This window comes from Streptomyces sp. NPDC028289, from assembly GCF_055565975.1.
Genome location: NZ_JBVHTI010000004.1, coordinates 52693 through 72272 on the forward strand (window position 1 = coordinate 52693; position 19580 = coordinate 72272).

General features: G+C 71.5%; 18 protein-coding genes. 4 read left to right on the forward strand and 14 right to left on the reverse strand.

Features of this window, described 5'->3' with window-relative positions:
- Positions 1–230: 230 nt before the first annotated feature.
- The 8 genes from ACZ4UV_RS20195 to ACZ4UV_RS20230 all read right to left on the reverse strand — a co-directional run bounded on the left by ACZ4UV_RS20195 (position 231) and on the right by ACZ4UV_RS20230 (position 9444).
- Complete coding sequence (locus tag ACZ4UV_RS20195; RefSeq protein ID WP_451018442.1) at positions 231–1232, reverse strand: N-acetylglucosamine kinase; 1002 nt, start codon at positions 1230–1232, stop codon at positions 231–233.
- Positions 1225–2508: a 6-phospho-beta-glucosidase gene (locus ACZ4UV_RS20200; RefSeq protein ID WP_451018441.1), complete on the reverse strand. Its 1284-nt coding sequence runs from the start codon at positions 2506–2508 to the stop codon at positions 1225–1227. Before ACZ4UV_RS20200 ends, ACZ4UV_RS20195 begins: the two co-directional genes overlap by 8 nt.
- Positions 2509–2567: 59 nt before the next feature.
- On the reverse strand, positions 2568–3425 hold the full coding sequence (locus ACZ4UV_RS20205; RefSeq protein WP_467839496.1) for a carbohydrate ABC transporter permease: 858 nt from the start codon (positions 3423–3425) through the stop codon (positions 2568–2570).
- A complete protein-coding gene (locus tag ACZ4UV_RS20210; protein ID WP_451018439.1) occupies positions 3422–4420 on the reverse strand; it encodes a carbohydrate ABC transporter permease in 999 nt (332 codons plus the stop codon). The genes ACZ4UV_RS20205 and ACZ4UV_RS20210 overlap by 4 nt, the downstream gene beginning before the upstream one ends.
- Before the next feature lie 2 nt (positions 4421–4422).
- The gene (locus ACZ4UV_RS20215; protein WP_451018438.1) at positions 4423–5748 is read right to left on the reverse strand and encodes an ABC transporter substrate-binding protein; all 1326 of its coding nucleotides are present in this window, start codon (positions 5746–5748) and stop codon (positions 4423–4425) included.
- A gap of 150 nt (positions 5749–5898) precedes the next feature.
- A complete protein-coding gene (locus ACZ4UV_RS20220) occupies positions 5899–7107 on the reverse strand; it encodes an ROK family transcriptional regulator (protein ID WP_451018437.1) in 1209 nt (402 codons plus the stop codon).
- A 250-nt stretch (positions 7108–7357) separates the two neighbouring features.
- On the reverse strand, positions 7358–8215 hold the full coding sequence (locus tag ACZ4UV_RS20225; protein ID WP_451018448.1) for an AfsR/SARP family transcriptional regulator: 858 nt from the start codon (positions 8213–8215) through the stop codon (positions 7358–7360).
- Between the two features lie 290 nt (positions 8216–8505).
- Positions 8506–9444: a DMT family transporter gene (locus tag ACZ4UV_RS20230; RefSeq protein ID WP_451018436.1), complete on the reverse strand. Its 939-nt coding sequence runs from the start codon at positions 9442–9444 to the stop codon at positions 8506–8508.
- Positions 9445–10028: 584 nt separating this feature from the next.
- Here ACZ4UV_RS20230 and ACZ4UV_RS20235 point away from each other — a divergent pair.
- Positions 10029–11300: an FAD-dependent oxidoreductase gene (locus ACZ4UV_RS20235; RefSeq protein WP_451018435.1), complete on the forward strand. Its 1272-nt coding sequence runs from the start codon at positions 10029–10031 to the stop codon at positions 11298–11300.
- 30 nt (positions 11301–11330) lie between these two features.
- Here the strand turns inward: ACZ4UV_RS20235 and ACZ4UV_RS20240 are convergent, their stop codons facing one another.
- The 5 genes from ACZ4UV_RS20240 to ACZ4UV_RS20260 form a co-directional block, all read right to left on the reverse strand.
- A complete protein-coding gene (locus ACZ4UV_RS20240; protein WP_467839502.1) occupies positions 11331–12155 on the reverse strand; it encodes an AfsR/SARP family transcriptional regulator in 825 nt (274 codons plus the stop codon).
- Between the two features lie 59 nt (positions 12156–12214).
- Positions 12215–12895, reverse strand: coding sequence for a ScbR family autoregulator-binding transcription factor (locus ACZ4UV_RS20245; protein WP_467839504.1), 681 nt, complete (start codon positions 12893–12895; stop codon positions 12215–12217).
- 213 nt (positions 12896–13108) lie between these two features.
- Positions 13109–13774 carry a ScbR family autoregulator-binding transcription factor gene (locus tag ACZ4UV_RS20250; RefSeq protein ID WP_351497159.1) on the reverse strand — a complete coding sequence of 222 codons (666 nt, stop codon included), beginning with the start codon at positions 13772–13774 and terminating at the stop codon, positions 13109–13111.
- A gap of 165 nt (positions 13775–13939) precedes the next feature.
- A complete protein-coding gene (locus ACZ4UV_RS20255; protein ID WP_451018432.1) occupies positions 13940–14122 on the reverse strand; it encodes a hypothetical protein in 183 nt (60 codons plus the stop codon).
- A gap of 25 nt (positions 14123–14147) precedes the next feature.
- Positions 14148–14879 (reverse strand): HAD family phosphatase, encoded by a 732-nt coding sequence (locus ACZ4UV_RS20260; protein WP_451018431.1) that lies wholly within the window; start codon positions 14877–14879, stop codon positions 14148–14150.
- A 393-nt stretch (positions 14880–15272) separates the two neighbouring features.
- Here ACZ4UV_RS20260 and ACZ4UV_RS20265 point away from each other — a divergent pair, with 393 nt between their 5' ends.
- The gene (locus ACZ4UV_RS20265) at positions 15273–16229 is read left to right on the forward strand and encodes a ScbA/BarX family gamma-butyrolactone biosynthesis protein (RefSeq protein WP_451018430.1); all 957 of its coding nucleotides are present in this window, start codon (positions 15273–15275) and stop codon (positions 16227–16229) included.
- Between the two features lie 71 nt (positions 16230–16300).
- On the opposite strand, the gene ACZ4UV_RS20270 is transcribed toward ACZ4UV_RS20265, so the two are convergent.
- Positions 16301–16981, reverse strand: a complete 681-nt coding sequence (locus ACZ4UV_RS20270) for a lamin tail domain-containing protein (protein ID WP_467839509.1) — start codon at positions 16979–16981, stop codon at positions 16301–16303.
- Between the two features lie 494 nt (positions 16982–17475).
- Here ACZ4UV_RS20270 and ACZ4UV_RS20275 point away from each other — a divergent pair, with 494 nt between their 5' ends.
- Together ACZ4UV_RS20275 and ACZ4UV_RS20280 are read left to right on the forward strand one after the other, a co-directional pair.
- Entirely contained in the window at positions 17476–18813 is a 1338-nt protein-coding gene (locus ACZ4UV_RS20275; protein ID WP_451018428.1) for a jacalin-like lectin, read from the forward strand.
- 89 nt (positions 18814–18902) lie between these two features.
- Positions 18903–19388 (forward strand): DUF5990 family protein, encoded by a 486-nt coding sequence (locus tag ACZ4UV_RS20280; RefSeq protein WP_467840684.1) that lies wholly within the window; start codon positions 18903–18905, stop codon positions 19386–19388.
- Positions 19389–19580 lie beyond the last annotated feature (192 nt).

The window sequence follows — 19580 nt, forward strand, 5'->3', positions numbered from 1 at the left end:
TCCTGTTCCGGCGAGGTTGTCCGGTGGCGCTTCGAAGGACGCACGGGTCCGCGACTGCTGGGGCGAGAGCGGTCAACGCAGCCGAAGCGCCGCCGGTTGGCACCGCCCGTCGTGTCCGTGCCCGCGTGCGCGGCGGTCATGGGGCAAGCAACAGCCGTCCGACGACGGCAAGGCTGCCGGCCGCCGCTGCGGGCACGGCCAGGACGGCTCGCCTCCCGCTTTCCGGGCGGTCAGCCGGCGCAGACGGCCGGTGGTCTTCGGGCGGCGATGGTCTTGCGGAGGCGGTCCTGCGCGTCGATGGGGGCGTCGGCGGTCACCAGTGCCTGCGCCACCGCGCCCGCGACCGGGGCCACGTCGAGGACCCGGGGGCGGGCCAGCGGGGCCTCGTCGGCCAGGCGGGCGCCGATGTGGTCCCGGAGCAGCAGCTGGTCGTTCTGAAGGGTGCCGCCGCCCAGGACCACCGGGGTCGGGGTGCGCAGCAGTCGCAGGCGGCGGAGCAGCGCGGTGACCATGGCGACGATCTCGTCGCCGAGGCGTTCCACGATGCCCCGTGCCACGGCGTCGCCGCTCTCGGCGGTCGCGAAGACCACGGGCGCCAGGCCGTGCAGGGCTGTCACCGGGAGCTCACCGGCGCTCACGGCCAGCGCGACGGCCTCGACGCTGTCCAGGCCGAAGCGTGCCGGCAGCTCCTTGCGGAGCCGGGTGGCCGGCCCACGTCCGTCGCCCGCGCGCACCGCCGCGCCCAGGCCGGCCCGGGCCACCGCGAGCCCGCCGCCCCAGTCTCCGGTGATGTCGCCGAGGGAGAGGAACCGGGCCGTGCGGCCGTCAGGGTGGACGGCGGCCGCGTTGATGCCGGCGCCGGACACCACCGCCACTCCCCAGCCGTCCGGCGCGCCGGCCCGCAGGACGGCGAGGGTGTCGTTGCGGACCAGGACCTGATCCGCCACGCCCAGCGCGCTCAACTGCCCCAGCGCCAGCCGTTCCTGGGCCCGGCGGTCGACGTTCGCGAGGAAGTACGCGCCGACCTGGACCGGGGTCGTGGCGGGCAGGCCCGCCTCAGCGAGCGCGTGCCGGCCGAGGCGGGCGAGCCGTTCGGTGGTGGTCTCCATGCCCTCGGTGTGCGGGCGGGTGCCCGCACCGCGCACCCAGGACAGCAGCCGGCCCTCGGTGTCCGCGAGGACGAGGTCGGTCTTGGAGTTCCCGCCGTCGACGCCCACCACCAGCTCAGGCATCGGCGGCCTCGCTCGCGAAGAACCGGGGCAGATGGGCGCGGTTGGCCTCCAGCAGGGCGTCGAGGAGCTCGGCGGCGAGCCCCCATTCGCGGACGAGGGGGTTGGCCACCAGTGCCCTCCGGGCCACCGCGCGGTCCCCGGTCAGGGCGGCCTCGATCGCGAGCGTCTCGTACGCGGTGACCGCCTGGACCAGCCCGAGCATCTCGGGCGGCAACGGCGGCACGGGCACCGGGTGCGGCCCGTCGGCGTCGACGTCGGCGGCCACTTCGACCACGGCCTGGTCGGGCAGCCCGGCCAGCAGTCCGTCGTTGCGGACGTTGACGTAGTGATGGGCGCCGTCGCCGGTGAGCAGGCTGGTGACCAGGGCGGCCGCGGCCTCGCTGTAGTAGGCCCCGCCGCGCTGCTCCAGCAGGTCGGGCTTGTGGTCCAGGCCGGGGTCGGCGTAGAGGGTGAGCAGTTCCTTCTCGATGGCGAGGACCCGCTCGGCCCGGTGGCCGCCCGCTCGCTGGGCCTGGACCTCCTGTTCCGTGCAGTAGAAGTAGTGGAGGTAGTAGGAGGGGATCGCGCCGAGGTCGCGCAGGACCCCGGCGGGGACGCGGATCTCCGCGGCGAGCTCGTCGAGGGCGGGCCCGCCCAGCAGTTCCGGCAGGCGGTCCACGCCGTCGACGGTGACCGTGCGGATCCAGGACAGGTGGTTGAGGCCCGCGTGGCCGAGGCGCACCCGGTCGGGGTCGGTGCCGAGCCGGGCGGCCAGCTGACGCTGGAACTTGATCGCCACGTTGCACAGGCCGACCGCACGATGACCCGCGTCGAGCAGGGCTCGGGTGACGATGCCGACCGGGTTGGTGAAGTCGACGATCCAGGCGCCGGGCAGGGCCCGGCGGCGTACCTCCTCCGCGATGTCGAGCACCACCGGCACCGTGCGCAGGGCCTTGGCGAAGCCGCCGGGGCCGGTGGTCTCCTGGCCGAGCAGGCCGAACCGGTTCGGCAGGGTCTCGTCGACCAGCCGGGCGGCCTGGCCGCCCACCCGCAGCTGGATCAGGACCGCGGCCGCTCCGTCGACCGCCTCGGTGAGGTCGGTCGTCATGGTCAGCCGGCCGGGGAAGCCCTGGCGGGCGAGGATACGGCGGGCCAGGCCGCCGATGACGGTGAGGCGTCCGGCGTCGATGTCGTGCAGGACGAGTTCGTCGACCGGCAGCACGTCGGCGCGCCGGGCGAAGCCCTCGATGAGTTCGGGCGTGTAGGTACTGCCACCGCCGACAACGGTGATCTTCACTCGTACTCCTGTGGGAGATGTGGGGGCGGCTCGGCCCCGGGAGGTCGGCCCCGGAGGGCTCAGCCCTTGACGCCGGTCAGCGCGATGCCCTCGACGAAGACCTTCTGCGCCAGGAAGAACAGCACCAGGACCGGCAGCAGGAACATGAGCGAGGCCGCCATCTGCAGTTGATAGGCGTTCTGGTGCCCGTTCTTGGCGAGCTGGCTGAGGGCCACCGCGAGGGTCTGGCCGGTGTCGCTGTTGCCCGTGTACAGCAGCGGGTTGTAGAAGTCGTTCCAGGCGTAGAGGAAGGCGAACAGGCCGACCGCGGCGATCGCCGGGCGGGCCATCGGGATCAGCACCCGCCACAGGATGCGCAGTTCGCCCGCGCCGTCCACCCGGGCCGCCTCGGTGAACTCGTCCGGGATCGTGAGGAAGAACTGGCGCAGCAGGAAGATGCTGAACGCGTCGCCGAAGAACGACGGCACGATGAGCGGCTTGAGGGTACCGATCCAGCCGGCGTGCGCGTACATGACGTACAGCGGCAGGCTGGTGACCTGGGCCGGGATCATCATCGCGGCGAGGACGACCAGGAAGACCGCCTCCCGGCCGCGCCACTTCAGCCGGGCCAGCGCGTAGGCCACCGGCACCGAGGAGACGACCACGCCGATCGTGGACAGCCCGGCGTAGAGCATGGTGTTGAGCAGGTCGCGGCCGAACGGCATGGCCTTGAAGACCTCGCCGAAGTTGCCGAACTCCCAGGGCGAGGGCCACAGCGAGCCCGTGCCGGCCTGGTGCTGGGTCATGAACGCGGTGAGCACGCCGATCGTCAGCGGGAGCAGGAAGCAGAGGGCGACGGCGACGGCGGGCGCGTGCTCGGCGAGCACGTGCAGCGCTCGGCGCCCGGCACGGGGCCTGGTCAGGGGAACAGCGCTCATCGGCCACCGCCCGAGTAGTGCACGAAACGGCGCGAGGCGCGGATGAAGACCACGGTCGCCGCGAAGATGACGAGGAACAGCAGCCAGGCCATGGCCGAGGCGTAGCCGGTCTTGAAGTACGCGAAGCCCTGCCGGTACAGCTCGGTCGAGTAGAACAGCAGCGAGTTGGCGGGGTAGCCGATCAGGTCGTTGCTGGACGAGGTGGCGTTCGCGGAGCTGGAGGCGACGAACGCCTCGGTGAAGTACTGGAAGGTGTAGATCATCCCGGTGAGCAGCGCGAAGAAGATCACCGGGGAGATCGCCGGGAGGGTGACGCTGCGGAACTTCTGCAGCGGGCCCGCACCGTCGAGTTCGGCGGCCTCGTACAGCTCACGGGGCACGTCCAGCATGGCGGCGGAGAAGATCACCATGACGTTGCCGCTCGCCCACAGCGCCATCAGCACGAGGCTGGGCTTGGACCAGGCGGGGTCGGAGAACCAGCCGGGGCCGTCGATGCCCACCCAGCTCAGCATCCGGTTGAGCGGGCCGACCGGGTTGAGCAGCACGATGAACGACAGGGCGGCGGCCACCACGGGCACCATCGACGGCAGGAAGAACAGCGTGCGGTACACGGCCCGGCCGCGCTTGACCCGGATGATCACCCAGGCGGTGAACATGGCCCAGGCGGTGCGCAGCGGCACCATGACGACGACCATCCACAAGGTGTTGCGCACGGCCGTCCAGAACGTGTCGGACTGGGTGAACAGGGCGCGGTAGTTGCGCAGTCCGACGAACTGCACCGGGCGGTAGGAGCCGGCCTGGAAGTCGGTGAGCGAGTAGTAGAGCGTGGCGGCCACCGGGTAGAGCACGAAGACGCAGAACCCGATGACGAACGGGGACAGGAAGGCGAGCACGACCCACCAGCGGGCCCCGCTCGCGCGCCGCCGCCCGCCCCGGGCGGCGCGCGTGCGCGCGGTGCCCGGGGCCTCGCCGACTGGGGCGAGAACGGTCGTCATCTCTACTGCCCGCTCTCGGAGTTGAGGTCGTCGATCTTCTTCCCGACCCCGGCGAGACCGCTCGCGGCGCTGCTCACCTTGCCCTGCTCGTAGTCGAGGAGGAACGCCCGCCAGGTGTCCATGTCCTCGATGCCGGCCGGGGTGAGCGTCTTGTAGGTGGAGTTCTTGTTCTCGAAGACGTCGACGAACGGCTTCCAGTGCGGGTCGTCCCGCTTGTCCCAGGCCTTGAGCGCGGCGAACGTGGTCGGGATGTTGTAGACCGTGTCCGCGAGGGTGTTCAGGAAGGCCGTGTCGGTGGTGAGTTGCTGGAGCGCGAAGAACGCCTCCTGCTTGTGCTGCGACCCGGCGGACAGATAGGCGACCGTGCCGAGCGTGCTGCCCGCGCCGTAGGTGCCCGACGAGCCGTCCAGGACCGGCATCGGCACCACGCCGTAGTCGAAGTCCTTCTTCTCCGAGGCGATCTCGCCGACGTGCCACTCGCCGTCGTACTCCATGGCCGCTGCCCCGGTCAGCAGCGGGTTGCCCGCGTCGTCGGCGTGCGGCTGGTAACGGCCCACGAACCTCTGGACGTTCGCCTCGCCGTAGTAGCCGATCAACTCCTTGTCCCAGCTCAGCAGTTGCTGCCACTTGGCGTCGGAGGCGAAGGTGGTCCTGCCGTCCTTGCCGTAGAACTCGGTGCCGCTGTGCGCGCCGGTGAACAGGTAGCGGTTGACGTCGTAGTCGGAGCGGGGCACGAAGCCGTACGTCTTGATCGAGCCGTCGGCGTTCTTGACGGTCAGCTTCTTGGCGTCGGCGGTGAGTTCGGCGAGGGTGGTGGGCGGCTTGGTGATACCGGCCGCCTTGAACATCTGCTTGTTGTAGTAGAGCGCGAAGGCGTCGGTCAGCAGCGGGAGCGCGCACTGCTTGCCCTGGTAGCGGGTGTAGGCGAGGGTCGCGGCCGGGAAGGTCTTCGCCGTGTCGATCTTGGCGGAGGTGAGGTAGGGGCCGATGTCGGCGACCGTGCCGTTGTAACAGAACTTCGCCACGTTGTCGGGCGCGGAGCTGATGAAGACGTCCGGGGGATCGCCCGCAGCGACCGCTTTGGCGTAGGCGGCGTCGTCCTTGTTCGGCACGAACTTCACGGTCAGCCACGGGTACTTGGTGTGCAGCCGGTTCAGGGTCGCCTTGAAAGCGGCCACCTCGTTGGGGAGGTGGTTGAAGGTCCAGACGGTGACGGTGGTGGGCTGGTGCGAGGCGCCCGCGGAGATGGCGGTGTCGGGTTCTGACGACGAGGGCCCGGTGGACGTGCAGCCGGCCAGCAGCAGCACTCCGGCGGCCGTGGCGGACACGGCCCCGGTGATAGGTTTGAACACTGATCGTCCTTCCTCGGAGACGGGATTCCCTGGGTGACGGATCGGTCGTCGGTCGACGGGCACGGCAATGCCCGGTGACCTTGAGCGGCGGCGCTGTCCGGCAAGACGGCGTCGCCGCGTTGTCTCTCAGGTCAGAGCCGAGGGCTCGGCCTGGGGGACGGGGGTGGTGGCGGCGGCGAAGGCGGCCTCGCGGGCCAGCTTCGCCGACATGGTGGTCGCTCCGGTGAGCACGGCGTCCTGGCCGAGCCCGGAGGCGACGATGGGCGGCCGGAACGTACTGAAATCGGCCAGGTGGCGGGCGACGGGTTCGAGCAGCAGATCGCCGTTGGCGCCGATGGCGCCGCCCAGCACGATCAGCGCCGGGTCGATCAGGGGTACGACACAGGCCACCACATAGGCGACGCTGCGGGCGGTGTCGTCCACGATCTCCAGCGCGCCGGGGTCGCCGGCGCGGGCCAGTTCGAAGACGGTGAGCGGGCTGCCGTCGCCCGGCAGGCCCAGCCGGCGGGCCTCGGCGCTGATGTAGCGGGCGCCCAGGTGTTCCTGCACCAGGTCGCGGCGCTGCCCCACCGGCGCGATCATGCGGTCGCTGGGCAGATAGCCGGCCTCGCCCGCGACACCCGTTGCGCCCCGCCGGACCTTGCCGTCCACCACCAGCCCGAGACCGAGCCCGACGCCGAGGCTGACCAGGACGAAGTCGTCGGTCTCGGTGCCGAGGCCATGGGTGCGCTCGGCCAAGGCAGCGAGATTGACGTCGTTCTCCAGGACCAGGGGGACGGGGATCGCCCGGCCGAGCGCCTCGCCCAGTCCGCTCCCCGCGTCGGGCAGCCCGGTGGTGTACGACAGTTGACGTCCGTCGGGGCCGACCGCGGCCGGCAGCCCGGCGACGACCTGGGTGATCTCCCCGAGCTCCCGTCCGACCTGTCCGGCCAGGTCCACACACATGTGCAGGATCTGCCCGACGAACGCCTCGGCGCCCCGCTCCCCGTGCTGCTCGGCCTCGGCGCGCGCCCGCACCCGGCCCGTGACGTCGGCGACCGCGGCACGGATCCTGCGGTGTCCGACGTCCACGCCGATCGCGAAGGCACAGTCGGCGTTCACCCGGTACTGAGCCGGTGCCGGACCCTTGCGGCCGGTCGCCGGGCCCACCTCGGTGATGACCCCGCGCTCCAGCAGCAGGCCGACCGCGGCGGCAACCGTCGGCCGGGAGAGCGGGATCCGGCCCGCCAGGTCGGTGGTCGTGACGGGGCCTGCCTCGTCGATCGCCTCCAGGACGGCACGGCCGTTGAGCGAACGCAGCAACCCCTGCGGACCTGCTGGATAACGGCGGGTCACGGTGCCCCCATCTCGCCGTCGACGGCCTCCGGGAAAGGCCTGCACGCGCTTGTAAGAAAGAAAGTTGCTTATTTATACGCTCGGACCTGGCCGGAATCAACCCTTCGGGCGCGACCTCCCGGGCGGGCGTGACAAGCCAGTGCGGATGGTGCCGCATCACGGTTTCCGCAGCCTTGACGTCGCGCACCGCGCCGGGCAGCGCATGAGGCTCACAGCGGGTTCCCGAACCGATCGGCCAGGAGCTACCGGTTCACAGCGCGCGAGCCAGTCCCCCGCCCTGCGCCGGTGCCGCCAGGTCGTCGTGGTGTGACGGGGTGCCGGGGTTGTCGGCGGCGGCCGTGAGGATGGACTGCTGGAGGCGGCGCAGGCGGGCCGACGGTTCCAGTCCCAGGTCCCTGACGAGGAGGGTGCGCAGCTGCTGGTAGACGAGGAGGGCCTCGCCGCGGCGCCCGGAGCGGTAGAGGGCGAGCATGAACTGGGCGTGCAGGTTCTCGTGGGTGCGGTAGCGGCTGGTCAGGACGGTGAGTTCGGCGAGCAGTTCGCGGTGTCGGCCCAGCCGGAGATCGGCCTCGATGCGCTGGTCCAGGGCGCACAGCCGGCTCTCCTCCAGCCGCCGCGCCTCCACGGCCAGATGGGCCCCGGTGGATACGTCGGCGAAGGGCGGCCCGGTCCACAGGTCCAGCGCCCGGCGCAGAGTGCCCGAGGCGCCTGTGAGGTTCCCGTCGTCCATGGCGCGACAGCCCTGTCGGCACAGCCGCTCGAACTCCCGGATGTCGCTGCTTCCGCCTCCCGCAGCGAGCAGGTAGCCGCCCGGCAGGGTCATCAGCACGTCCTTCGCGGACGGGGCGGCCACGGCCCCGGAATCCGCGCCCCGGCACAGCGCCGCCGCGATGAGGTCCCTGAGCTGGAGCACATAGGTCTGCAGGGTGGTGCGGGCGCTGCGCGGCGGAGTGCCCGCCCAGAGTTCCTCGATCAGGGTCCGGACCGGCACCACCTGGTCGGCGCGCAGTGCCAGCAGGGCCAGCAGCTGACGGGGCTTCGGCGCGGTCGGGGCGATGGAGGTCCCGTTCTCCCTCACGTTCAGTGCACCCAGCAGCCCGATGTCCACACGCGTCTCCCTGACCTTCTGATCTGACACCCCGCCAGTAGAAAACAGCATGAACGGTCTGTCAACACGCGTTCGGCCGGACTGTTTCCGGCGAACCGGAGGAGACCGGCCGCAGGAGTGCGCTTCCCTCCGGCCGGTCGCCGAAATAGCAGTGCAGAGCGGCTATTTCGGCGACATACAGGTGGCTTGCCACCGTGGCGATCCCTCGGATCGGCGAAGGAATCCGGCGCGATCTCGCCCTCGGGGACAGCCAAAAAGAGACCATCCGGTCGGTTAATTGCCCGCTCGGGTCAGGTGTCTCGCCCGCCGGTGCCGCCGGGGACGGCGAGCAGCACGATACCGAGGGCCAGAACCGCCAGTCCGCACCAGGAGACGCCCGGCAGGCGCTCGCCCAGGACCGTGACTCCCAGGACCGCGGCCACGGCCGGCTCGGCCAGCGTCAGGGTCGTCGCGACCTGGGGGGTGGTGTGACCGAGGCCGTGCCCGAACAGGCGGTAGCAGAGGAAGGTGGTGACCGCCCCCAGATACAGGACGACCGCCGCTCCCCGCGCCGCCAGCAGGCCGCCGGCGCCGCCCCACAGCGCCACCGGCAGCACGAGCAGTGCCGCTCCCGCGAACATCACGCCCAGTACGGCGCCGGAGGCGTGCCCGCGGGCGATGAGCTGCCCGCCGACCAGGGCGTACACCGCGTACGACAGGCCCGCGAGCCCCGCCAGCAGCACACCGCGGGCGTCCACGGGGGCGCCGTCACCGGCGAGTCCGGGGCCGAGGACGAGCACCGTGCAGCCGAGGACGGCCGCCGCGGTCGCGGCGGCCCAGCGGGCCGAGGGCCGGGACCGGCGGGTGAACCAGGCGAGGAGACCGGCGAGGACGGGGGCGCCGCCGAGCGCGATCACGGTGGCCACGGCCACCCCGGTACGCGCGACGGCGGGATAGAAGGTGAGCGGGTAGCCGGCCACCGCGAGGCTGCCCACGGCGAGCAGCCGGCGTTCGCCGCCGTTGCAGACCCCGGCCAGGGAGCGACTGCCGGGTGCGGTCAGGAACAGCAGCAGGCCGCCGAGGGCCAGGCCGGCGGCGCCGATGGCGGCGGCCGGTACTCCGGAGGGGGCGAGGGAACTGGCGGTCCCGGTGGTGCCCCACAGCACGGCGGCGGCGAGGATCGGGAGCGGTCCGGCAAGCGGGCCGGTGCGGCGGGGACGCGGGCGCGCGGCGGCCGCGCCGTCCGGCACGCTGGAAGAGCGGGAAGAGTGGGATGAGGTGTCGTTCGGCACAGTCGTGAACTTCCGTCGTCGAATACCGTCTGCGGACTGGTTTCGATACGGGCGCACCACACAGGCACCGGGCCGCCTCGAAGGCAGGGCCGGGAGCTTGGGTTCGATCCGTCGGCGTGTGCGCCCGTCAGGCGCAGAGCGGCGGCAGAACGACGTGCCAGTAGGTGCTCACGGGCTGATCGTACAGGGGCGGCCGCCGGGGCCTGGTGGCCGCGGTCTCCGGCCAGCGGGCGAACCGGGGGTCCGCCGCGGTCGGCGCGGCGGCTCGCCGTCCTCGGCACCGGCCGGCGTGAAGATCGATCCTGTCGCTTCCGTGATCGTCGGCGTCCGTCCCTCGCACGTCGATGACATGCCCAACGTCACTTGTCGTATAGTTCGACCAAGTTTTGGCCAACGTGCGTCGATATCGTTTCCCAGCGCCTGCCCGTGGGACAGACTCACCCGCGGAGGGGGGACGAGCACGTCCGTTTCACGCCGGACGTGCCATCCCGCAGTGTCGCGTCGCCCAGGGGAAGGCGGCGAGAAGACCAGCGGAGGAATGCATGACGCAGTCGCTTCCGGGGCAGCGCCCTGCCCAGGAGCAGGCCGGCGCCGGGAACGGGCGGCCACCCGTTGTCGTGATCGGCGCGGGACCCTACGGGCTGTCGGTGGCCGCCCACTTGCGGGCGGCGGAGGTGCCGGTGCGCGTCTTCGGTGACGTGATGGGCAGTTGGCGGCACGCCATGGCCACCGGGATGTACCTGAAATCGACGCCGGCCGCGACCGACCTGTCGGCGCCGGAGCCAGGCGGCCGCCTGGCGGACTTCCGGCGCGAGCACGGCGAGCCGGAACTGACCGAGCTGACACCGATCCCGTGCGACGTCTTCGTCCGGTACGGACAGTGGTTCCAGAAGCGGTACGTCGGTGGGGTCGAGCCGACCCGGGTGACGGCCGTCGACCGGGCGGCGGCCGGACCCGGCTTCGTCGTCCGGCTGGACGACGGGACGGAGATGGCGGCCTCGGCCGTCGTGGTGGCGACCGGACTGAACGGTCTCGCCCATGTCCCGGACGAGTTGCGGCACCTCGCGCCCGAGGGGCCGGGCCCGCGGGCCCGTGTGTCGCACACCAGCCACCACACGGATCTGTCCGTGTACGCGGGACGGCGGGTGGCCGTCATCGGCGGGGGTCAGTCCGCGCTGGAGAGCGCCGCGCTGCTGCACGAGGCCGGTGCCGAGACGCAGGTCCTGGTCCGTGAGCGGACGGTGCTGTGGGGCATGACGCCCGACCTGGCCCGGCCCTGGACGCAGCGGGTGGCCAAACCGGCCTCGCCCCTCGGCACGGGCTGGATCCTGGCGGGTGTCTGCGCGTCACCCGGTGGCGTGCGGTGGCTGCCCGCGGCGGCCCGGCTGCTGCTGTTCCGGCGGGCGCTCGGCCCCTCGGGCGGCTGGTGGCTGCGGGACCGGGTGGTAGGTGTCGTACCGGTGCACACCTCGCGCCGGGTCACGGGTGCCGTGGTCCACGGGCCGGAGGTGTGTCTGGACGTCGCGGGCCCCGGGGGCGAGCGCGAGTCCCTCACGGTCGACCACGTGCTGGCGGCCACCGGTTACCGGCTGGACCTGGACGCACTGCCGTTCCTGTCGCCCACGGTGCGGCGCGACCTGGCGTACGTGCCGGGTTCGAAGGCGCCCGCGCTGCGGGGGACGTTCGAGTCGTCGGTGCCCGGCCTGTACTTCACCGGTTCGCTCGCGGCGCCGATGTTCGGGCCGATGATGCGGTTCGTGGCGGGCACGGAGTTCGCCGCCGTCCGCATCTCCCGGCACGTCGCGGCCGGCTGAGGAACCCGCCGGCCGATCCCGGCGGGCCCGTCAGCACATCCTGGCGAGCGGGTCCGCCGCGCCGGGTGCCGGGGTGTCGTCGGTGGGGGCCGACAGCACCCACTGCCGTATCCGGCCCAGCGCGGCCGAGGGTTCCAGGCCCTGGTCGCGCACCAGAGTGGTGCGCAGTCGCCGGTAGGCGTCCAGGGCGTCGCTCCGGCGGCCCGAGCGGTGCAGGGCGAGCATGAGCTGGCCGCACAGGCTCTCGTGGGTGGGGTGCCGGTCGGCCAGTACGGTGAGTTCGGGGATCAGCTCACGGTGCCGGCCGAGCCGCAGGTCGGCCTCGATGCGCTGGTCCAGCGCGCACAGCCGGCTCTCCTCCAGCGCCCGGATCCGGGTGCGCAGGTACTCCCCCGCGGTGATGTCGGCCAGGGCCGGCCCCCGCCACAGGCCGAGCGCGGCGCGCAGCAGCCGGGCCGCCTCGCGCTGGTCACCTGCCTCCCTCGTCCGGTATCCGGTTCCGGCGATCCGCTCGAACTCCCTTACGTCGCTGGTGCCTTCGCCGCTGTCGAGCAGATAGCCGCCGGGTACGGTGCGCAGGACCTGTTTGGCGGTGCGCTTGCCCGCCCCGTCGGGGGCTCCTTGCAGCGCCGGGGCGATGAGGTCGCGCAGGTGCATGATGTACGTCTGCAGGGTGGGGCGGGCACTGCGCGGGGGCCGTCGTCCCCAGAGCTCCTCGGTCAGTGTGCCGACGGCGACCGCCTGGTCGGCGTGGAGCGCGAGCACGGCGAGCACCTGGCGCGGCTTGGATGCGGTCGGGACGACGGAGACGCCGCTCTCCCGCACGTCGAGAACGCCGAGTATGCCGATGTCCATGCCGTCCCCCTGCTCGTCCGCCACCGTGGGTGGTGCGGGGCGGTTCCCGGGCCCCCGAGTCAAAAACGGCGCGGGCGGTTTGTCAAACCGAACTCCGGCCGGTCGGCATGCTCTTGGCCCGGGGCCGAGGAGCCGGGGAGCGCAACACTCGCGAACTGGTCGCCGTGCGCGGCGAGTTGGGGCAGCACCAGGGACCAGAACTGTTCGACGTGCCGGGCTGGGATCCGGTCGCGGTCCTCCGAGCCGAGCACCTCGAAGCCGAGGGTCGCGGCGACTATCACCGCGGCCACCCGGTCCGGTGACACCCCGTCGGCCAGCTGCCCGGCGCGCTGCGCCCGCAGCAGCTCTTCGCACACCCAGGCACGCCACCAGCAGCCAAAACCCATGCCGTTCTTACGGGAGGGATCGACACTCAGCTTGAATCCGGCACGGACGACGACGTCGGCGGCGACCGCGGCCAGGACCTCCCGCACCACCGTGACCAGCAGATCCAGCGCGGAGGCGGTCGACGGCCGCCGGTCGGCGACCAGTTGCTCGACGGCCCGCCGGGCCGCGCTCTCCACCTCGCCCGCGAGAGCTTCCTTGCTGGGAAAGTGGAAGTGCAGCGCTCCGGCGCTCACCCCGGCCCGCCGGCTGATCGCGGGCAGCGAGGACAGCGCGTACCCGTCGGTGGCGAAGATCTCGGCGGCGGCCAGAACGAGGGCCTGCCGGGTTCGGGCCGCCCGGAGCTGCTTGACCATCGCGTCCCCCTGTTGTTCCGGGCGAATCCGGAATTGGACGGTCCGATTCCCCCTGGGCCTGCAACATTGCGCTTCGAGAACCTCAGTAAACAGCACGATTGGTTGGTTGTCGGCGTTCGAGGCCCGGCCGGGCGACTACGGCCGTACTCGCGCGCCCCGGAGGCATCGGCCCGGCACGTGACAAACCAGGCAGGCGGTTTGGTTCGAGGCTGGTCAGGCCTCGGTGGGCACGGGCGATTCCTGCCGGTGGCGCTCGACTTCCTCGACGACCCGGGCGCCCCGGTCCGGCGCGGTGTCCAGCCGGATCAGGGCCGCGGGGGTGGCTATGGCCGGCAGTACGTGGTTGTAGAGGACGGAGATCCGGTCGTTGAGGTCGGTCCAGTCGGAGACCACCTCGGACATGAACTGGGTCCCGATCCAGGCCCCGAGGAAGCACTCCGCGGTCTCGCGCGGCGTGACGTGCGGCAGCACCTCCCCGCGTTCCTTGGCCTCCACGAGCTTGTCCGTCACCAGCTCGGTCCAGGCGGGCCAGGCACTGCCGAACAGGGAGCGCCCCTGGAGGTCGGCGGAGAGCCGTATGCCGGCGAGGAGGATGACCTCCTTGGGGATCCGGTGGGCCAGCGTCATGCCGATGTCCACCCACTCCTGGAGCTTCAGCTCGCGCGGCACCCAGTAGTCGTCGCTGATCTGGGCGTTGATCACACCCCGTGCGAGGGCTTCCTTGGAGTCGAAGTGGAAGTACAGGGCGCCCTTGGTGACTCCGGCCCGCTCGAGGATCTCGGCGATCGTCGCCGCCGTGTACCCACGCTCGGCGAAGACCGCGGCGGCGGCCTCGACAACAGCGCGCCGGGTCCGAATCGCACGCTCCTGACGCGCCATGGGGACCCCTCCTCGGTCAAAACAAAACCGGACGTGACGTACCTTACCCCAATCGGGGGTCGGCATTTCGGCCGCGCAGGGCCCGTTCCCGGCCGGTCCCGTCGCCGTCCGGTCCCGGTCCCGCGCCGGGGCCGGAGCGTCGGCTCGGGCGACGTGCCGGGCAGTTCACCAGGCGGTGCGCCCACCGTCCACGGTAAGTGTGACACTCGCGACGAAGCTCACCTTGTCACCGCACCGCCGGGCGGCGGGCTCCGCGGCCTCCTCCGGATCGACGGCACGGGCCTGCGGGGCGGAGCGGTGGGCGCGCACCCTCGATCTCGGGGACCTGGCGAACCAGTCGTCGATCATCTCCGAGCGGCGCCCTCCCCCGCGGTCATCCGGTCACCTCACGTGCGCCGGAGAGGGAGCCGGCGTCCTGCCAGACGGTGCCGAGCCCGGCCTCGCGGTCGAGGGTGCGCAGGCGTTCCTCGTCGATCTCGGCGAGGCCGCCGACCAGGTGCCGGACGCCCAGTTCGCGCATCAGCTCGCGCTGGAAGCCGTGTTCGAAGGTGCTGGGGTGGCCGACGAAGGGCACGTCCAGCTCCTTGGCGTGGCCGGCGAAGCGGGCGACGTCGTCGATGAAGACCGTCTGGTGGTAGTCGAGGCCGAAGCGGTCCCGGACGATCTCCCGGATGCCGGGGCGGAAGTCGTTGGTGCAGATGTAGTGGGGGGCGGTGAACAGGTGCTCCCAGGCGCCGAGATGACGGCGGAAGTGGGTGTCGTCGAGACCGCCGTAGCAGATGACGTCCAGGCCCAGGGCGCGCAGGCGGTGCAGGAGTTCCTCGGCACCGTCGAGGGTGTGGACGGGGTGGTCGCGCACGTACCGCTCGCGCTCCGCGAAGTAGTCGGCGATGGCCTCCTGCTCGCTCACTCCGGCGCCGGTCTCCTCGATCAGCACCTTCGCGGCCGCGAGCCGGGACTGCGAGAAGAGCCGCTGCTCCAGCTCCCGGGTGTACGTGCCGCCGTACTTGAGGACGAGCCGGTGCAGGACGGGGCTGAAGCTGTCGTTGAGCAGGACGCCGTCTATGTTGACGGCGGCGAGGCGCAGGGTGCGCAATGATTCCATCGGGTCTCCCTCTCGCAGGCCGTTCGACCATCATGCAGGGGCTGTGGAGGCGAGGTGGGGCTCGGGTACCGCGAGGGGCGGGCCAACTCCCTGGATCTTGGCCGAAAGAGACCGTCGACCGGGTTTTCAGGGGGCGACAGGGACCCCGCATCCCACGACAACAAGCCGTCGACATCCGCCAGTTAGTCCGCTTTTCGCCGTGCCTTCGGCGTGGTTGAGCGCAAAAATACTTGGCCAAACCACCACTGAGCGGAGTCATGCATGGATCGAGTCGAACCACGCTTGGTGAATCCTTTACCTAGTGGCCGACCCGAGAAAACCGGTAGGTCCGTATCTTATAGGCGTCGAACAGAGCTTCAAGCCAACGAAGAGCTTTCCGACGGGGGGTCATCGATGAGTCTGTCCGCCAGCGAGATCGGAGTCGGTCTGCCCGTACTGCCTCGGCTGACCACCACGGTCCCCAAGGAGTACGTCCACCGGGCGTCCCTCGCCGAGGTGTTCCTCACCGGCTGTACCGCCCAGGCCGACGGGAGGCGGTTCTCCCTCACCGGACAGTGGCCCCGCGCCCACACGTTCTTCAACAGCGCCGACGGTTCGAGTCATGACCCGCTCCAGGCCGCGGAGACCTTTCGGCAGGCCGGCATGTTCGTGACGCACGCGGAGCACGGCGTACCGCTCGGCCATCACTTCGTGCTGTGGTCGCTCAGTTGCCACACCGATCTGGAGCGGCTGCGGATCGCCTCCCGCCCCACCGACTTCCAGCTCGACGTGGCCTGCCCGGACTCCGCACCGCACGGCCGGGCGTCCGCGCGCCGGATGGGCATCGGGTTCACCCTGCGCCGGGACGGCGTCCCCGTGGCCCGCGGGGAGGGTCGGTACTCCGTCGTCACACCGCCGGTCTACGCCCGACTGCGTGCCAACCGGCCGGAGAATCAGGCCGCTTCGGCCGACCCGGCCGTCGCGGCCGACCCGATGTCACCGGCGGCCGTCGGCCGCACCTCCCCCGCCGACGTGGTACTGACGGCCACGGACACGCCGGACCGCTGGCTGCTCACCCCGGACCTGGACCACCCGATCCTGTTCGACCACGACGGCGACCACCTGCCCGGCATGGTCCTGATGGAGGGCGCCCGGCAGGCCGCCTGCGCCCGGCTGGCGCCCCGCGCGCTGATCCCGGCGAGCACGTCCACGTCGTTCAACCGCTACGTCGAACTCGACAGCCCCTGCTGGATCGACGTCACGGAGGTGACGTCCAGGGGCGACGGCACGGCGACCGTCGACGTCGTCGGCGTACAGGACGGCGAGGTCGTCTTCACGTCCACGGTGAGCGGGCCGGTCGTCCAGGCCTGACAAGGGGCGCCGCAGCCACACACATCCGCCGCCGGGCCCCTCGACGGGGCCGGCGGCGGATGTCTCACGGGTCAGCGACGGTGGCTGAAGGCGTGCGGGTCCTCCACGGCCGGGTGGGCGACGGCGTGCCGCTCGTCACCGGGACGGTGGGTGAAGCCGTGCCGCTCGTCGCCGGGACGGTGGGCAAAGGCGTGCCGCTCGTCACCGGGACGGTGGGCAAAGGCGTGCCGCTCGTCACCAGGACGGTGGGCGAAAGCGTGCCGCTCGTCCGCGTCGCGGCGGTGGTGCAGGCCCCAGGAGGCGGAGTCGACGTAGCGCCCGCGGTCGTTGCGCAGGGTGGCGGTGTCGGCGTCGCGGTTCCACACGGAGGAGCGGCGGTCCTGGTACAGGTCCGTCCTGGTGTCCCGGCCCTCCCCGGTGTGGACGCGGACCGTGGCGCCGCCCGCCAGGCGGTAGTGGCGGAAGGTGTAGCTGTGGCCCTCGGCGTCCGACAGCGACCAGTCGCTGAGGTTCACCTCCCGGCGCGAGGTGTTGGTGACGTCCACCCACTCCCGGTTCAGGGCACGGCCGGAGAAGACCGCGCGGCCCTGCAGGTCGTGCTGTACGGCACTGATGACGACCGCGTCGCGGTGCGGCACCGCGGGTCGGGCGGCGGTCGCCGCGGCCGGCAGGGCCGTGACGCCCACCAGGGCAGCCGCCACGACTGCGGCGGAACCGAGACGGCGGGCGGTCGCGGAAACGGAAACGGACACGTGTTCCCCCTTCACGGGGTTCGAGCACACTCCAGCCGCGTGCGGCGCGAAGCCGCAGGCCGCGAGGGGTGTGTGGGGCGAGGTGGCGACCGGTCGGCCGCGCAGCCACACCCTGCGCCCCCGCCGGGGGCAGACCGGGCGGCACACGGCGCCTATTACAGATCCTTCGCTTTCCTATGACTCTCGGATGTAACGTCCATTTATTAGTTGAATGGACGGATTTGACACCCTTTAACTCCCTTCCGCCCCGCAGGCAACGGCCTCGGCCGCCACCGGCCCCCTGGACGAACAGCGCCCGGCTCACCCGAAAGTGAGTAACAGGCAGCGCCCGATCGGCTCCACGGCAGAAGCGGATCTTCCGCGCGTCATGAGGAATTTCCAAACTGGTTAGTAACAAGGGGGGTTCGGGAGAAAGCGTTTGCCGCTACGTTTTGGCGTGCCTCATTGGCATGCCCACAACCCTCAGCGCACACCCTCCCCGTAGGAGACACCCCATGCGCAGACTCGTTGCCTGTCTGGCGGCCGCGGTCGCCGCTCTCGGCGGGCTCACGGCGACGGCCACTCCGGCCGCGGCGGCCGGCTCGGGCACGTTCAGCGTGCTCACGTACAACGTCGCCGGACTTCCGGAAGGCCTGTCGAGCGCACCCACCCCGCGCGACACCAGCACCACGGAGATCGGCAAGCGCATCGCGCCGTACGACATCGTCAACGTCCAGGAGGACTTCAACTACCACGCGTACCTGTACGCCACCGACACGCACCCCTACCGCACCGCCACCAGCGGGGGCGCGGGCATCGGCAGCGGGCTCAACACCGTCTCGAACTACGCCTGGGACGGCGACGACTTCGAGCGCGTCGGCTGGAACTCCTGCCAGCTCGACTCCGGCGACTGCCTCACGCCGAAGGGCTTCACCTTCATGCGCGAGCGACTCGCCGAGGGCGTCTACGTCGACTTCTACAACCTGCACACCAACGCGGGCACGAACGACGGCGACGAGACCTCCCGGGCGGACAACCTCAGCCAGCTGACCGACTTCATCAGCACCCACTCGGCGGGCAACGCCGTCGTGGTGATGGGTGACACCAACACCCGGTACACGCGCTCCGCCGACACGATCGCGGAGTTCGCCTCGAACAACGGGCTCACCGACGCCTGGGTGCAGCTGGTCCGCGGCGGCAGCGCGCCGGCCAAGGGCAGCGACGCGCTGGTCTGCGACGACACCGCGGCGACCGTCCCCAACACCTGCGAGGTCGTCGACAAGGTCCTGTACCGCAGCAGCAAGCTGGTGAACCTGAACGCGACCTCGTACAACAACGAGCACGCCAAGTTCCTGACGAGCGACGGCCTGATGCTCTCCGACCACGACCCGGTCACGGTCGGCTTCTCCTGGTCGCAGAACGCCGACTTCCAGCTGAGCGACCAGTTCGGCGGTCCGCACGGCGACTACTACCAGGACATCGACAAGGTGGCCGCGGGCGCCCGCGCCACCAGCATCTCGCTGCGCTCGGGCTCCCGTGTCGACCAGGTCGGCGTCACCCTCGCCGACGGCACGACGCTGACCCACGGCGGCACCGGCGGGACTGCGTCCTCGCTGACGCTGGGCAGCAGCGAGTACGTGACGACGGCGTACCTGTGCGAGGGCAAGTACAACAACACCACCCGCATCTTCTACGCGAAGTTCACCACCAACCTGGGCCGCACCCTCGCCGGTGGTGCGACGACCTCGGACTGCGTGACCCGCACCGCGCCGTCGGGCTGGCAGATCGCCGGCTTCCACGGCCGCTCCGGTGACGAGCTGGACAAGGTCGGCTTCATCTACACGAAGCGCTGACCACGCCCGGCCGGCCGGCGGACCGCTCATCGCGTCCGCCGCCCGGCCGGGGCGAGGGGCACATCGGCGATGATTGCCGCATGGCCGCCATGGACCTCCGCATCGACGCCACCGACCTGCCCGGCCGCTCCTGCCCGGCGCCCGGAGACAGCGGTTTCTCCCGCTACGGCGGCATCCATGTCGCCGTACAGCGCCGCAACCGCCCAGCCGAGCTACTCGACCCGCAGCCCGGCGACGCCGCCTCCGCGACCTGGAACCTGCCCTGCACGACGGCGGTCTCGGCCACCGGCGTCGACTTCACCGGACCGTACGTCCAGGGCGGTCCCGGCGGCCGGTTCGTCTACCTGTCCTGGGTGACCGCGGACGCCGGGGGCGCCTTCACGATGTTCCGCAGGGCCAAGCTGATGCTCGGCGCCGTCCCCGGCCCGGTGGCCGAGGCGGCGGCCCGGGACGGGCTGCTGGTCGGACGCCTCGGGCTGACCGACGCCCGGGGCATGCCGCTGTGCGCACGGGTCGTACCGCCGACCGTCGTCTGGAGTGCCCGGAGCGGTCCTCGGCCGGGTGCCTCGCGGTAGTCGGCGAGGGCGGGCCCTCCGAAGGAGGCCCGGCTGCGCAGCGTCCCGGCAAGCGCTACCCGTTCAACCCGCCGGACAGACCGAGGGCGCAGGCCGCTCGGCCCATGGTCCGTGCGTTGACCATCGATGGTTTTGGTTGAGCTTTGTACCATTTCGGAGAAACCGCTTCACGCAAACACCGGCCGATTCCGA